Consider the following 13774-nt stretch of genomic DNA (forward strand, 5'->3'; position numbering starts at 1 on the left):
CCTATTTTGTAGAGAAAGCAAAAATCCCTAGAAAATGTTTAGGGATTCGATTATTTCATTAAGAACAATTCAACAATCATCTCGATATACATGACAAGGGTTACTAAGAATCCTGCACGCCAGAAGAATTTGATGAATTTAGGATAGTAAAAACTGCGTTTTTTTAGAAGGAAGAAAAAGACGAGAATAATGGCTAGGAGTGAGAGGGCTAGTCCCAGTCTAGGGAGGAAATTATGGGTAAAGGTTTTAGCTGTGATTAGGTAGTACTCAAATACCAAGACTGGAAAAGCCAAATCCGCAAAGTTTCGTCCTAGTTTTTTTAATCTAAAAAGTTTGGTTATGATAATGCAGACGACTAAGGTCAGTATCAATAATAAAATAGATGCTAATTTCATTAAAATCATATCCATATTGTATCATAAAAAATCGCTAAAGGAAACGAGAAACAGAGGAATTTATAGGAAAGTCAGGCTTTTGAGATTGTAGATGTTTTTTGTTATAATGAAAGTTATGAAATCTTATAATACCTTGAATGATTATTATCGAAAACTATTTGGAGAAAAGACCTTTAAAGTCCCTATTGATGCGGGGTTTGACTGTCCCAATCGTGATGGGACTGTGGCTCATGGAGGCTGTACTTTTTGTACAGTTTCAGGTTCTGGAGATGCTATCGTAGCACCGGACGCGCCTATCCGTGAGCAATTTTATAAGGAAATTGACTTTATGCACCGTAAGTGGCCGGATGTTCAGAAGTATCTGGTTTATTTTCAAAATTTTACCAACACCCATGAAAAGGTGGAAATCATCCGAGAGCGCTATGAGCAGGCTATCAATGAGCCAGGTGTAGTAGGCATCAATATCGGAACACGGCCAGACTGTTTACCAGATGAAACCATTGAATATTTAGCTGAGTTATCGAAACGCATGCATGTGACGGTAGAATTGGGCTTGCAGACTACTTATGAAACAACCTCTGACCTGATTAACCGCGCCCACTCCTATGAATTGTACGTGGAAACGGTCAAGCGTTTGAGAAAGTATCCCAAGATTGAGATTGTTTCTCATTTGATCAATGGACTTCCTGGTGAAACCCATGAGATGATGATTGAAAATGTCCGTCGCTGTGTCACGGATAACGATATTCAAGGGATTAAACTGCATTTGCTCCATCTTATGACAAATACTCGTATGCAAAGAGATTATCATGAAGGACGCTTGCAGTTGATGAGTCAGGATGAATATGTCAAGGTCATCTGCGACCAATTGGAAATCATTCCCAAGCATATCGTCATCCACCGAATCACGGGAGATGCACCTAGAGATATGCTGATTGGTCCTATGTGGAGCCTCAATAAATGGGAAGTGCTAAATGCTATTGAAATTGAAATGAGACGTCGTGGAAGTGTTCAAGGATGCAAGGCTGTAAAACAGGAGTTTGAAAATGAAAAGACCACTTGAGATGGCACATGATTTTTTGGCTGAGGTAGTGACAAAAGAAGATATCGTAGTGGATGCGACAATGGGAAATGGCCATGACACGCTTTTTTTAGCCAAGCTAGCCAAGCAAGTCTATGCCTTTGATATTCAGGAACAAGCCTTGGAAAAGACCCAAGAGCGTTTGCATCAAGCTGGCCTGACAAATGCCCAATTAATCTTGCAAGGTCATGAGACACTGGACCAGTTTGTGACAGAAGCCAAGGCAGGAATTTTCAATCTGGGCTATTTGCCATCAGCTGATAAGTCTGTCATCACCCAACCTCAGACAACGATCGAAGCATTAGAAAAACTGTGTCATTTGCTTGTCAAAGGTGGACGGATTGCTATCATGATCTACTATGGTCATGAAGGAGGCGACCTCGAGAGGGATGCTGTCTTGGATTTTGTTAGCCAGTTGAACCAACAAGAGTACACAGCTGCTATTTACCGAACTTTAAACCAAGTCAACAACCCACCATTTTTAGTGATGATTGAAAAATTAGAGAGATATAGACATGGATAAACAATACCTACGTGAAAAGCTGGATGCCATGCGCCAGAATTTTGTCGAATCAACCCAGCACGAACGAGCAGTGGGTGTGTTAGACCAAGCGCATATGAGCAAAAAAATGCTTAAAATCAAGAAAAAATTAGTTGCTCTTGAAATGGAACGGTGCCAGAGAAAAATTGAGCACAAGGATTGTTCCAAGATTGACCAAAAAATCAAAGAGCAGAAGGAGATTTTTGAATCTTGTTGTAAAAAAGATTAAGGAGGACGTGCGTGGAATTACTGATTTACCTCATCCTATTTTTACTGGTCTTGATTCTCTCAAGTACTACCAATAAGCTCCTGCCCTTTTTGCCTCTCCCTTTGGTGCAAATTCTTTTGGGAATTGTGATTGGTCTCTTTTTACCTAATACCGACTTTCACCTCAATACGGAGTTGTTTTTGGCACTGGTTATCGGGCCCTTGCTTTTCAGAGAGTCGGAAGAAGCGGATATTACGGCTATTTTAAAACACTGGCGAATCATTGTTTATCTCATATTTCCAGTGATTTTCATCTCGACCTTGAGTTTGGGAGGCTTGGCACATCTTCTTTGGTTTAGTATTCCTTTGGCAGCTTGCTTGGCTGTTGGGGCGGCCCTTGGACCAACGGATTTAGTGGCCTTTGCCTCTCTTTCTGAGCGCTTTAGCTTTCCTAAGCGCGTCTCCAATATCCTTAAGGGTGAAGGACTCTTGAATGACGCATCTGGTTTAGTGGCCTTTCAGGTAGCTTTGACAGCTTGGACAACTGGAGCCTTTTCCCTTGGGCAAGCTAGTAGTTCGCTCATCTTTTCAATTCTAGGCGGTTTTTTGATTGGCTTTTTAACAGCCATGATCAACCGTTTCCTTCATAGCTTCTTGCTAAGTGTGAGAGCAACGGATATTGCTAGTGAGCTCCTTCTGGAATTGAGTTTGCCCTTGGTAACCTTCTTCCTGGCAGAAGAAGTCCACGTTTCAGGGATTATTGCCGTTGTAGTTGCTGGGATTTTAAAGGCAAGTCGCTTCAAGAAAATCACGCTCCTCGAAGCCCAAGTGGATACGGTGACCGAGACGGTCTGGCACACAGTGAACTTTATGCTCAACGGTTCTGTCTTTGTGATTTTAGGTATGGAGTTGGAAATGATAGCAGAGCCTATCTTGACCAATCCAATCTATAATCCCCTACTTTTATTGCTATCTCTTATAGCCCTGACCTTTCTCCTCTTTGCCATTCGTTTTGTCATGATCTATGGCTATTATGCCTACAGGACACGACGCCTCAAGAAAAAACTGAATAAGTATATGAAGGACATGCTTCTCTTGACTTTCTCAGGCGTTAAGGGAACGGTGTCGATTGCTACGATTCTTCTGATACCAAGTAATCTAGAGCAGGAGTATCCTCTCTTGCTTTTCCTCGTCGCAGGTGTGACACTTGTAAGCTTTTTAACAGGTCTCTTGGTCTTGCCCCATCTTTCGGATGAACAGGAAGAAAGCAAGGATTATCTCATGCATATCGCCATTTTGAATGAGGTTACTTCGGAGTTAGAACAAGAACTTGAAACTCATAAGAATAAGCTCCCTCTCTATGCAGCCATTGACAATTACCATGGACGAATAGAAAATCTTATCTTGAGTCAAGAAAATAAGGGGGCTCAAGAAGACTGGGAGACCTTGAAACTTCTCATCCTCAGTATTGAAAGTGATGGTTTGGAACAGGCCTACGAAGAAGGCAAGATGAGTGAGCGTGCCTATCGAGTCTACCAACGTTATCTGAAAAACATGGAACAAAGTATCAATCGCAAGTTTGCTTCACGATTGACCTATTATTTCCTTGTTTCCTTGCGGATTTTACGTTTTCTCCTTCACGAAGTCTTTACCTTAGGCAAGACTTTTCGCAGTTGGAGAAATGAAGAATCACAGAAACTCAGAGCCCTTGACTATGACCAAATTGCAGAGCTCTATTTAGAAAATACTGAGATGATTATCGAAAGTCTGGAGAACCTTAAAGGGGTTTATAAGAGTTCTTTAATCAGCTTCATGCAGGATTCTCGTCTCCGTGAAACAGCTATCATCACCAGTGGTGCCTTTGTCGAACGGGTTATCAATCGTGTCAAACCCAACAATATCGATGAAATGCTGAGAGGCTATTATCTGGAGCGAAAGTTGATTTTCGAATATGAAGAAAAACGATTGATTACGACCAAGTATTCCAAGAAGTTACGACAAAATGTGAATAACTTAGAGAACTATTCCTTGAAGGAAGCAGCCAATACCCTGCCTTATGATATGGTGGAATTGGTAAGAAGAAATTAGTTAATACTCTTTGAAAATCAAATTCAAACCACGTCAGCGTCGCCCTACCGTACTCAAGTACAGCTTGCGGCTAGATTCCTAGTTTGCTCTTTGATTTTCATTGAGTATAAGATTGTAAATAAAGGAGTATGATATGAAGAAGTGGTGGAAAGAGCTGATAGACAAGCCTTTATTAAAAGCTTTTTTACATTATTATCAAGCATCAGATAGTGAGTTGACCAGCGTCGCAGTGGCCTACTATTGGTTGATTTCGATTTTCCCCTTGTTATTAGTTTTGGTCAACATTTTGCCTTATTTTCATATTTCTGTTTCAAATTTTTTAAACGTGACTAATGGGTTTTTACCTGATACGGTTTATGATGTTGTTGCAAAAATTGTAATGGAAGTTCTGACCCAGCCATCAACAGGTTTACTGAGTTTTGCGGTATTATCAGCTTTATGGACTTTTTCAAAGTCCATGAATTTCCTACAGAAAGCCTTTAATAAAGCTTACGGAGTAGCAAAAAATCGTGGACTGATTTCCCATCAGCTCATGAGTTTGTTTGTCAGTTTTGGCTTGCAGATTCTATTTGCCTTAGCTCTCTTTCTCAGTGTCTTTGGCCGTATGCTCCTCAACCTTGTCAAAAGTTATTGGAAATCGGATAGTCCTCTCTTTGATTATCTGCAAGACCTAACAGGCCCTTTGGTCTATGCCTTGATTTTTGCCATCCTGGTCATGCTTTATTATTTCCTGCCCAATGTTAAGGTCCGACGAATTCGCTCTGTATTACCAGGTAGTGCCTTTGTCTTATTGACTCTGGTCTTACTACTTAATATCTTTTCAGTCTATGTTAACAATTATGTCAATCACATAGTGGACGTGCGTTTTTTCAGTTCCGTCGTCGTGGTGGTCATGATGTTCTGGTTTATTCTCATCGCTAAGATTTTAATTGTCGGCGCGGTTATCAATGCCAGTGTTCAGAGCTTGAAAGATCCGAGCTTGAGAATAAATTAACTCAATTTTTATCCATAGCAAAACGCATACTATCAAGTTTTTATAATGCCTGATAATATGCGTTTTTTCATTATGAAATTAATAGATAAACATGGCATCGCCAAAACTAAAGAAGCGGTAGTGTTCTTGAATGGCATGGTGATAAGCGTCTAAGACTAATTCACGGCCTGCAAAGGCAGAAACCAACATGACCAGAGTTGATTTTGGCAGGTGGAAGTTGGTTGAGAAGGCATCCACAACCTTCCATTTATAGCCAGGTTTGATAAAGATATTGGTCCAGCCAGAATCTGCTTGGATTTGCCCATCAAACTTGGAACCAATAGTCTCCAAGGTGCGGATGGAAGTGGTTCCAACAGCGATGACACGGCCTCCATTTTCCTTGACAGTTCGAAGGGTGGCAGCAGCTTCCTCAGAAAGTTGGTAGAATTCTGAGTGCATTTCGTGTTCGTCCAGATTGTCAACTGAAACGGGTCTAAAGGTTCCGAGTCCGACATGAAGAGTCAGATAGACTAGATGAACACCCTTAGCTTGGATTTCTGCTAGTAGTTCTTTGGTGAAGTGCAGTCCAGCAGTTGGTGCAGCAGCAGAGCCACTTTCCTTGGCGTAAACAGTTTGATAGCGTTCACGGTCATCCAGTTTTTCATGAATATAAGGTGGCAGTGGCATTTCTCCCAGACTTTCCAAAACTTCTAGGAAAATTCCTTGGTATTCAAAGCGGACAATGCGGCCCCCGTGAGTCAATTCTTCCGTAACGACAGCGCTGAGGCGACCATCACCAAAGCTGACACGAGTACCAATCTTGAGGCGTTTGGCAGGTTTAGCCAGAACTTCCCATTCATCGCCACTAATGTTTTTGAGTAGGAGCAGTTCCACATGACCTCCAGTTTCTTCCTTTTGACCATAGAGGCGGGCAGGGAGAACACGTGTATCGTTCATAACAAGGGCATCACCAGGTTCCAGCATATCAATAATAGAGTGGAAGTGTTTATCCTGCATTTCTCCCGTCTCACGATTGACAATGAGGAGTTTAGAAGCGTCCCGTTTTTCAAGGGGCGTTTGGGCAATCAATTCCTCGGGTAAGTGGAAATCAAAATCAGCTGTATTCATATATCTGTTCATTCTTTCTAAGTTCTAATCTTATCCATTATAACATGTTTCAAGTATAGTCGCTCTTTTTTTAGAAATTAAATCGTTTTCACTTGACAAAAATTGGTCTATACCATATAATAAATATAGATTGAAACGGAGGATAAAAAGATGAAAGTTATTAAAGTTGAAAACCAAATCGAAGGTGGAAAAGTTGCTTTTGAGATTTTGAAGGATAAATTGGCCAATGGAGCTCAAACCCTAGGACTTGCGACAGGAAGTAGCCCACTTGAGTTTTATAAGGAAATCGTTGAGAGTGACCTTGATTTTTCAAATCTAACCAGTGTCAACCTTGATGAGTATGTAGGACTTGATGGATCCAATCCACAGTCTTACCGTTACTTCATGCAAGAAAACTTGTTCAACCAAAAACCATTTAAAGAAAGTTTCTTGCCTCGTGGGGTTAAGGACAATGCTGAAGCTGAAGTTGAACGCTACAACCAAATTTTGGCTGACTATCCAGTTGACCTCCAAATCTTGGGAATCGGTCGCAATGGACATATCGGATTTAATGAACCTGGTACTCCATTTGACAGTCAAACTCACCTTGTAGAACTTGACCAGTCTACTATCGAAGCCAATGCTCGCTTCTTTGACAAGATTGAAGATGTTCCAACCCAAGCCATTTCAATGGGGATTAAAAATATCTTGGATGCCAAGTCAATCCTTCTATTTGCTTATGGTGAGTCGAAAGCAGAAGCCATTGCAGGAACAGTGTCTGGCCCAGTGACTGAGAACCTACCAGCAAGTAGCCTCCAAAATCACCCTGATGTGACCATCATTGCAGATGCTGAAGCGCTCAGCTTGTTAGAAAAATAAAAAAATGAACTCTTTCAGTTTCTCTATTTAATTGATGCTTTCAAGACTTGAATAAATGGCAAAAAAATCAAAATTAAACCGGATTTTTTCTTGACAATTATTCCTTTTACGTGTAAAATAGAATAGATCTTGAACTTGAAGGGAGTGAAAAAAATGTCTAAAACAGTAGTACGTAAGAATGAATCTCTTGACGACGCACTTCGTCGTTTCAAACGTGCGGTTACTAAAGCTGGTACTCTTCAAGAAACACGCAAACGTGAATTCTATGAAAAACCTTCTGTAAAACGTAAACGTAAATCAGAAGCAGCTCGTAAACGTAAAAAATTCTAATTAGAAATGAAAGGCTGGAGAAATCTAGTCTTTTTTCTTTTAATACTCTTCGAAAATCAAATTCAAACCATGTCAACGTCGCCTTGCCGTACTCAAGTACAGCCTGCGGCTAGTTTCCTAGTTTGCTCTTTGATTTTCATTGAGTATAAATAAATACTTCAAAGCCTGCAAAAATATGAAATATCCTCCTACAATTTGATATAATAGAGAGAAGAACTCATTTGAAGGAGGAAATGATGTCGGTTTTAGTAAAAGAAGTGATTGAAAAGCTTAGACTAGACATTGTCTATGGCGAACCAGAATTACTTGAAAAGGAAATTAATACCGCGGACATTACGCGACCTGGTCTTGAAATGACGGGCTATTTTGACTATTATACGCCTGAGCGGATTCAACTTTTGGGAATGAAGGAGTGGTCCTATCTCGTTTCGATGTCCTCTCACAACCGTTACCAAGTCTTGAAAAAAATGTTTCTACCTGAGACACCTGCGGTTATTGTTGCTCGTGGTTTGGTGGTTCCTGAGGAGATGCTAAAGGCAGCCAGAGAATGTAAGATTGCCATTTTAACCAGCCGTACGGCAACCAGTCGTTTGTCTGGAGAGTTATCTAGCTATCTGGATTCTCGTTTGGCAGAACGTACCAGTGTGCACGGTGTCTTGATGGATATCTATGGGATGGGTGTCTTGATTCAGGGAGATAGTGGAATCGGTAAGAGTGAGACAGGTCTAGAGCTTGTCAAACGTGGCCACCGCTTGGTAGCTGATGACCGTGTCGATATCTTTGCCAAGGATGAGATTACTCTTTGGGGTGAACCAGCTGAGATCTTGAGACACCTGATTGAAATTCGTGGGGTTGGGATTATCGATGTCATGAGCCTCTACGGTGCGAGTGCTGTCAAGGATTCTTCACAAGTTCAGCTGGCTGTTTACTTGGAAAATTACGATACACATAAGACGTTTGATCGTCTTGGAAACAATGCAGAGGAAATAGAAATTTCTGGCGTAGCCATTCCTCGTATCCGTATCCCAGTTAAAACTGGTCGTAATATCTCTGTTGTGATTGAGGCTGCTGCCATGAATTATCGTGCCAAGGAAATGGGCTTTGATGCGACTCGTTTGTTCGAAGAACGCTTGACAAATCTCATTGCTCAAAACGAGGTGCCTAATGCTTGATCCAATTGCTATTCATCTAGGCCCTCTAGCCATTCGTTGGTATGCCTTGTGTATTGTGACAGGCTTGATTCTTGCAGTTTATTTGACCATGAAAGAAGCACCTAGAAAGAAGATCATACCAGACGATATTTTAGATTTCATCTTGATAGCCTTTCCCTTGGCTATTTTAGGAGCTCGTCTCTATTATGTTATTTTCCGTTTTGATTACTATAGTCAGAACTTGGGAGAAATTTTTGCCATTTGGAATGGTGGTTTGGCCATTTACGGTGGTTTGATTACTGGTGCCCTTGTACTTTATATCTTTGCTGATCGTAAACTCATCAATACTTGGGATTTCCTAGATATTGCGGCGCCTAGCGTCATGATTGCTCAAAGTCTGGGACGCTGGGGTAATTTCTTTAACCAAGAAGCCTATGGTGCAACAGTGGATAATTTGGATTATCTACCTGGCTTTATCCGTGACCAGATGTATATTGAGGGGAGCTACCGTCAACCGACCTTCCTTTATGAGTCTCTATGGAATCTACTTGGATTTACTTTAATTTTGATATTCAGACGAAAATGGAAGAGTCTCAGACGAGGTCATATCACTGCCTTTTACTTGATTTGGTATGGTTTCGGTCGTATGGTCATCGAAGGTATGCGGACAGATAGTCTCATGTTCTTTGGTCTTCGAGTGTCTCAATGGCTATCAGTTGTCCTTATCGGTCTTGGTATTTTTATCATTCTATATCAAAATCGAAAGAAGGCCCCTTACTATATTTCAGAGGAGGAAAACTAAATGTTAGAAGTTGCATATATTCTTGTAGCCCTTGCTTTGATTGTATTTTTAGTGTATTTAATCATTACTGTACAAAAGCTTGGACGTGTTATCGATGAAACAGAGAAGACGATTAAAACCTTGACTTCAGATGTGGATGTGACCTTGCATCATACCAATGAATTGCTGGCTAAGGTCAATGTCTTGGCAGATGATATCAATGTCAAGGTGGCAACGATTGATCCACTCTTTAGTGCAGTGGCAGATTTATCTCTATCTGTTTCAGACCTCAATGACCATGCGCGTGTCTTGAGCAAGAAAGCTTCTTCAGCTGGTTCAAAAACACTTAAGACTGGTGCAAGTTTGTCAGCTCTTCGTGTAGCAAGTAAATTTTTCAAAAAATAAAAAAGGAGAATTCTTATGGGTAAACTATCCTCAATCCTTTTAGGAACCGTTTCAGGTGCAGCTCTCGCCTTGTTTTTAACAAGCGACAAGGGCAAACAAGTTTGCAGTCAGGCTCAAGATTTTCTAGATGATTTGAGAGAAGATCCTGAGTATGCCAAGGAGCAGGTCTGTGGAAAACTGACAGAAGTCAAGGAGCAGGCTACAGATTTTGTTCTTAAAACCAAAGAACAGGTTGAGTCAGGTGAAATCACTGTGGACAGTGTCCTTGCTCAAGCCAAATCATGTGCTCGTCAAGCGACAGAAGTATCAAAAGATCGATTCAATAATCTCAAGGAGCAATGGCAAGAAAAGGCCGAAACTCTTGATGAATCAGAAGAGATCGTTATTGACATAACAGAAGAATAAACCATCACCATCTCTGGACGGACTATGTATCTGGGGATGGTGATTTTTTTCTCCTAACCTGTCTTTGTGGTATAATAATTACTATGCAGAAAAAACCAACGTCAGCCTATGTGCACATCCCATTTTGTACCCAGATTTGTTATTATTGTGACTTTTCAAAGGTCTTCATCAAGAATCAGCCAGTTGATAGCTATTTGGAGCATCTGCTGGAAGAGTTTCGTTCTTATGACATTCAAAAATTACGAACCCTCTACATAGGTGGTGGTACACCGACAGCCCTGTCGGCTCCGCAACTGGAGGTATTGCTGGATGGCTTGACTAAAAACTTGGACTTGTCAGTCTTGGAAGAGTTGACCATTGAAGCCAATCCAGGTGACTTGGATGCGGACAAGATTGCTGTTTTGAAGAACTCGGCTGTCAATCGTGTTTCGCTAGGTGTGCAGACCTTTGATGACAAGATGCTGAAAAAGATTGGGCGCAGTCATTTGGAGAAAGATATTTATGAAAATATCGACCGCCTGAAACTGGCTGGTTTTGACAACATCTCTATCGACTTGATTTATGCGCTGCCTGGCCAGACCATGGAGCAAGTTAAGGAAAATGTGGCTAAGGCTATTGGACTGGATATTCCCCACATGAGTCTCTATAGCTTGATTTTGGAAAATCACACGGTCTTTATGAACCGGATGCGACGTGGGAAATTGTCTCTGCCTAAAGAGGAACTGGAAGCGGAGATGTTTGAGTACATCATTGCAGAGCTAGAGCGAGCTGGTTTTGAGCATTATGAGATTTCCAATTTCTCCAAACCCGGTTTTGAAAGTCGCCACAATCTCATGTACTGGGATAATGCTGAATACTATGGCATTGGTGCTGGGGCATCGGGTTATGTCAATGGTGTTCGTTATAAAAATCATGGTCCCATTCGTCATTATCTCAGTGCGGTTGAGGAAGGCAATGCTCGTATCACAGAAGAGAACCTGAGTCAAAAAGAGCAAATGGAAGAAGAAATGTTCCTAGGACTCCGCAAGAAATTAGGGGTTTCTATGACACGATTTGAGGAAAAATTTGGCCGGTCCTTTGAGGGACTTTATGGCGAAATTGTCAATGACTTGGTGCAACAAGGTCTCATGCAGATTGAGGGTGACCGCGTGCGCATGACAAAGAGAGGTCTCTTTTTGGGAGACACTGTAGCAGAACGATTTATTTTGGAGTAGGATCATGGGCTTAACTTATCAAATGAAAATGAAAATTCCTTTTGATATGGCTGATATGAACGGTCATATCAAACTTCCAGATGTGATTTTGCTGTCACTGCAAGTTTCAGGGATGCAGTCGATTGAACTGGGAGTTAGTGATAAGGCCATTTTGGAAGACTATAATCTGGTCTGGATTATCACAGACTATGATATTGAAGTGGTTCGTTTGCCTCGTTTTGCGGAAGAAATTACCATTGAAACAGAAGCTTTGAGCTACAATCGACTCTTTTGTTATCGTCGCTTTACCATTTATGATGAAGCAGGGCAGGAGCTCATCCACATGTTGGCGACCTTTGTTCTCATGGACCGAGACAGTCGAAAAGTCCATGCTGTAGAACCTGAGATTGTGGCTCCTTACCAGTCTGATTTTGATAAAAAACTTATCCGCGGACCAAAGTATGAGTCCTTGGAAGAACCAATCAGCAAGGATTACCATGTTCGTTTTTACGACTTGGATATGAATGGCCATGTCAACAACAGTAAATACTTGGACTGGATTTTTGAGGTCATGGGAGCGGATTTTTTGACCCACTATATTCCCAAGAAAATCAATCTCAAGTATGTCAAGGAAGTTCGACCAGGTGGGGTGATTACATCGGCTGTTGAACGGACTGGACTGGAGAGCAAACATGAGATTACAAGCGACGGTGCTACCAATGCCCAAGCTATCATTACTTGGCAAGAAATGAAGAAGGATTAGAGAAAAATATGAAATATAAAGGCTATTTAATTGATTTAGACGGAACGATTTATAAGGGGAAGGATCGAATTCCAGCAGGAGAAGCTTTTGTCCATGAATTGCAAAAGCGGGATATCCCCTATCTCTTTGTGACCAACAATACAACCCGCACTCCAGAGAGTGTTCAAGAGATGTTGGCTCAGAATTTTAATATCGATACGCCCCTATCGACTGTCTACACAGCTACTTTGGCGACTATCGACTATATGAACGACTTGGGGCTTGAAAAGACGGTATATGTTATCGGAGAATCAGGTCTCAAGGAAGCCATCAAGGCGGCTGGTTATGTGGAAGACAAGGATAATCCAGCCTATGTGGTAGTAGGTCTGGACTGGCAAGTTGATTATGAAAAATTTGCGACAGCAACTCTTGCTATCCAAAAGGGAGCTCATTTTATCGGAACCAACCCTGACCTCAACATCCCGACAGAGCGTGGTCTTTTGCCAGGTGCTGGTTCACTGATTACCCTTCTTGAAGTGGCAACACGAGTGAAGCCTGTTTATATCGGAAAACCAAATGCCATCATTATGGACAAGGCGGTTGAGCACTTAGGTTTGGAACGTGAAGAATTAATCATGGTCGGGGATAACTACCTAACTGATATTCGAGCTGGGATTGACAATGGCATTCCAACGCTCTTGGTGACGACAGGTTTTACCAAGGCAGAAGAAGTAGCAGACCTACCAATCGCACCGACTCATGTAGTTTCTAGCCTTGCGGAGTGGGATTTTGATGAAAACTAAACTGATCTTTTGGGGCTCTATGCTCTTTCTCCTCTCCCTCTCAATCCTTCTGACCATCTATCTGGCTTGGATTTTCTATCCGCTGGAAATTCAGTGGCTGAACTTAACGGATCGAGTCTATCTAAAACCAGAAACTATTCAGTACAACTTTCATATCTTGATGAATTACCTGACCAATCCTTTTAGTCAGGTCTTGCAGATGCCAGATTTTCGTTCGTCAGTATCTGGGCTACATCACTTTGCGGTGGTGAAGAATCTCTTTCACTTGGTGCAGCTAGTTGCTCTTGTGACACTACCAAGTTTCTATTTCTTTGTCAAAGGGATTGTGAAAAAGGGCTTTTTATCTTTATTTAGTAAAGAGCTTTTAGCTCTAGTGGTTTTGCCTTTGCTGATTGGTCTTGGGGGAGTTTTGATTGGTTTTGACCAATTCTTTACTCTTTTCCATCAAATTCTCTTTGTGGGAGATGATACCTGGCTTTTTGATCCAGCCAAGGATCCTGTTATTCTGATTTTGCCAGAGACCTTTTTTCTTCATGCCTTCCTCCTCTTTTTTGCCCTCTATGAGAGCTTCTTTGGCTTTTTGTACCTGAAAAGTCTTAGGAAATAATACTAAAGATGTTCTTATTTTGAGTAAATAAGTTAGGTATGTGATTCGAAACTATTGTCAAGAATGAATTAATCAAATCCAAAAAA

Annotated in this window: 17 protein-coding genes; 15 read left to right on the forward strand and 2 right to left on the reverse strand. The window is 41.3% G+C overall.

Annotated features, from left to right (window positions below; genetic code table 11):
• Window positions 1-50: 50 nt before the first annotated feature.
• Complete coding sequence (locus tag MK482_RS04740) at window positions 51-410, reverse strand: DUF3397 family protein (protein ID WP_084862492.1); 360 nt, start codon at window positions 408-410, stop codon at window positions 51-53.
• Between the two features lie 91 nt (window positions 411-501).
• Here MK482_RS04740 and MK482_RS04745 point away from each other — a divergent pair, with 91 nt between their 5' ends.
• The 5 genes from MK482_RS04745 to MK482_RS04765 all read left to right on the forward strand — a co-directional run bounded on the left by MK482_RS04745 (window position 502) and on the right by MK482_RS04765 (window position 5306).
• Entirely contained in the window at window positions 502-1458 is a 957-nt protein-coding gene (locus MK482_RS04745) for a TIGR01212 family radical SAM protein (RefSeq protein ID WP_268718126.1), read from the forward strand.
• Entirely contained in the window at window positions 1442-1999 is a 558-nt protein-coding gene (locus tag MK482_RS04750; RefSeq protein ID WP_268718127.1) for a tRNA (mnm(5)s(2)U34)-methyltransferase, read from the forward strand. The genes MK482_RS04745 and MK482_RS04750 overlap by 17 nt, the downstream gene beginning before the upstream one ends.
• Window positions 1992-2246 carry a hypothetical protein gene (locus tag MK482_RS04755; RefSeq protein WP_004255753.1) on the forward strand — a complete coding sequence of 85 codons (255 nt, stop codon included), beginning with the start codon at window positions 1992-1994 and terminating at the stop codon, window positions 2244-2246. Before MK482_RS04750 ends, MK482_RS04755 begins: the two co-directional genes overlap by 8 nt.
• Before the next feature lie 11 nt (window positions 2247-2257).
• Window positions 2258-4312, forward strand: a complete 2055-nt coding sequence (locus MK482_RS04760) for a cation:proton antiporter (protein ID WP_268718128.1) — start codon at window positions 2258-2260, stop codon at window positions 4310-4312.
• 133 nt (window positions 4313-4445) lie between these two features.
• On the forward strand, window positions 4446-5306 hold the full coding sequence (locus MK482_RS04765; protein ID WP_268718129.1) for a YihY/virulence factor BrkB family protein: 861 nt from the start codon (window positions 4446-4448) through the stop codon (window positions 5304-5306).
• 78 nt (window positions 5307-5384) lie between these two features.
• Here the strand turns inward: MK482_RS04765 and queA are convergent, their stop codons facing one another.
• The gene (gene queA, locus MK482_RS04770) at window positions 5385-6413 is read right to left on the reverse strand and encodes a tRNA preQ1(34) S-adenosylmethionine ribosyltransferase-isomerase QueA (protein WP_268718130.1); all 1029 of its coding nucleotides are present in this window, start codon (window positions 6411-6413) and stop codon (window positions 5385-5387) included.
• Between the two features lie 150 nt (window positions 6414-6563).
• Here queA and MK482_RS04775 point away from each other — a divergent pair, with 150 nt between their 5' ends.
• From MK482_RS04775 to MK482_RS04820, 10 genes are all read left to right on the forward strand, one after another.
• The gene (locus MK482_RS04775; protein WP_268718131.1) at window positions 6564-7271 is read left to right on the forward strand and encodes a glucosamine-6-phosphate deaminase; all 708 of its coding nucleotides are present in this window, start codon (window positions 6564-6566) and stop codon (window positions 7269-7271) included.
• Window positions 7272-7424: 153 nt separating this feature from the next.
• A complete protein-coding gene (gene rpsU, locus MK482_RS04780) occupies window positions 7425-7601 on the forward strand; it encodes a 30S ribosomal protein S21 (protein WP_000048054.1) in 177 nt (58 codons plus the stop codon).
• 236 nt (window positions 7602-7837) lie between these two features.
• The gene (hprK, locus tag MK482_RS04785) at window positions 7838-8773 is read left to right on the forward strand and encodes an HPr(Ser) kinase/phosphatase (RefSeq protein ID WP_000115155.1); all 936 of its coding nucleotides are present in this window, start codon (window positions 7838-7840) and stop codon (window positions 8771-8773) included.
• A complete protein-coding gene (lgt, locus tag MK482_RS04790; RefSeq protein ID WP_268718132.1) occupies window positions 8766-9554 on the forward strand; it encodes a prolipoprotein diacylglyceryl transferase in 789 nt (262 codons plus the stop codon). The genes hprK and lgt overlap by 8 nt, the downstream gene beginning before the upstream one ends.
• The gene (locus tag MK482_RS04795) at window positions 9555-9938 is read left to right on the forward strand and encodes a DUF948 domain-containing protein (RefSeq protein ID WP_000895044.1); all 384 of its coding nucleotides are present in this window, start codon (window positions 9555-9557) and stop codon (window positions 9936-9938) included. It abuts the gene before it with no gap.
• Between the two features lie 15 nt (window positions 9939-9953).
• Entirely contained in the window at window positions 9954-10343 is a 390-nt protein-coding gene (locus MK482_RS04800; protein ID WP_268718133.1) for a YtxH domain-containing protein, read from the forward strand.
• Between the two features lie 83 nt (window positions 10344-10426).
• Window positions 10427-11557 carry a radical SAM family heme chaperone HemW gene (hemW, locus tag MK482_RS04805; RefSeq protein WP_268718134.1) on the forward strand — a complete coding sequence of 377 codons (1131 nt, stop codon included), beginning with the start codon at window positions 10427-10429 and terminating at the stop codon, window positions 11555-11557.
• A 4-nt stretch (window positions 11558-11561) separates the two neighbouring features.
• Window positions 11562-12299, forward strand: coding sequence for an acyl-[acyl-carrier-protein] thioesterase (locus tag MK482_RS04810; RefSeq protein ID WP_049550718.1), 738 nt, complete (start codon window positions 11562-11564; stop codon window positions 12297-12299).
• A gap of 8 nt (window positions 12300-12307) precedes the next feature.
• Window positions 12308-13081 carry a TIGR01457 family HAD-type hydrolase gene (locus MK482_RS04815; RefSeq protein WP_020903169.1) on the forward strand — a complete coding sequence of 258 codons (774 nt, stop codon included), beginning with the start codon at window positions 12308-12310 and terminating at the stop codon, window positions 13079-13081.
• Complete coding sequence (locus MK482_RS04820) at window positions 13071-13688, forward strand: TIGR01906 family membrane protein (RefSeq protein WP_268718135.1); 618 nt, start codon at window positions 13071-13073, stop codon at window positions 13686-13688. The genes MK482_RS04815 and MK482_RS04820 overlap by 11 nt, the downstream gene beginning before the upstream one ends.
• Window positions 13689-13774: the final 86 nt, after the last annotated feature.

Source organism: Streptococcus mitis (assembly GCF_026782865.1).
GTDB lineage: Bacteria > Bacillota > Bacilli > Lactobacillales > Streptococcaceae > Streptococcus > Streptococcus mitis_CG.

Coding starts and splice junctions, on each gene's coding strand:
- MK482_RS04740 (WP_084862492.1), bottom strand. CDS start 410: ATGGATATGATTTTAATGAAATTAGCATCTATTTTATTATTGATACTG.
- MK482_RS04745 (WP_268718126.1), top strand. CDS start 502: ATGAAAGTTATGAAATCTTATAATACCTTGAATGATTATTATCGAAAA.
- MK482_RS04750 (WP_268718127.1), top strand. CDS start 1,442: ATGAAAAGACCACTTGAGATGGCACATGATTTTTTGGCTGAGGTAGTG.
- MK482_RS04755 (WP_004255753.1), top strand. CDS start 1,992: ATGGATAAACAATACCTACGTGAAAAGCTGGATGCCATGCGCCAGAAT.
- MK482_RS04765 (WP_268718129.1), top strand. CDS start 4,446: ATGAAGAAGTGGTGGAAAGAGCTGATAGACAAGCCTTTATTAAAAGCT.
- queA (WP_268718130.1), bottom strand. CDS start 6,413: ATGAATACAGCTGATTTTGATTTCCACTTACCCGAGGAATTGATTGCC.
- MK482_RS04775 (WP_268718131.1), top strand. CDS start 6,564: ATGAAAGTTATTAAAGTTGAAAACCAAATCGAAGGTGGAAAAGTTGCT.
- rpsU (WP_000048054.1), top strand. CDS start 7,425: ATGTCTAAAACAGTAGTACGTAAGAATGAATCTCTTGACGACGCACTT.
- hprK (WP_000115155.1), top strand. CDS start 7,838: ATGTCGGTTTTAGTAAAAGAAGTGATTGAAAAGCTTAGACTAGACATT.
- lgt (WP_268718132.1), top strand. CDS start 8,766: ATGCTTGATCCAATTGCTATTCATCTAGGCCCTCTAGCCATTCGTTGG.
- MK482_RS04795 (WP_000895044.1), top strand. CDS start 9,555: ATGTTAGAAGTTGCATATATTCTTGTAGCCCTTGCTTTGATTGTATTT.
- MK482_RS04800 (WP_268718133.1), top strand. CDS start 9,954: ATGGGTAAACTATCCTCAATCCTTTTAGGAACCGTTTCAGGTGCAGCT.
- hemW (WP_268718134.1), top strand. CDS start 10,427: ATGCAGAAAAAACCAACGTCAGCCTATGTGCACATCCCATTTTGTACC.
- MK482_RS04810 (WP_049550718.1), top strand. CDS start 11,562: ATGGGCTTAACTTATCAAATGAAAATGAAAATTCCTTTTGATATGGCT.
- MK482_RS04815 (WP_020903169.1), top strand. CDS start 12,308: ATGAAATATAAAGGCTATTTAATTGATTTAGACGGAACGATTTATAAG.
- MK482_RS04820 (WP_268718135.1), top strand. CDS start 13,071: ATGAAAACTAAACTGATCTTTTGGGGCTCTATGCTCTTTCTCCTCTCC.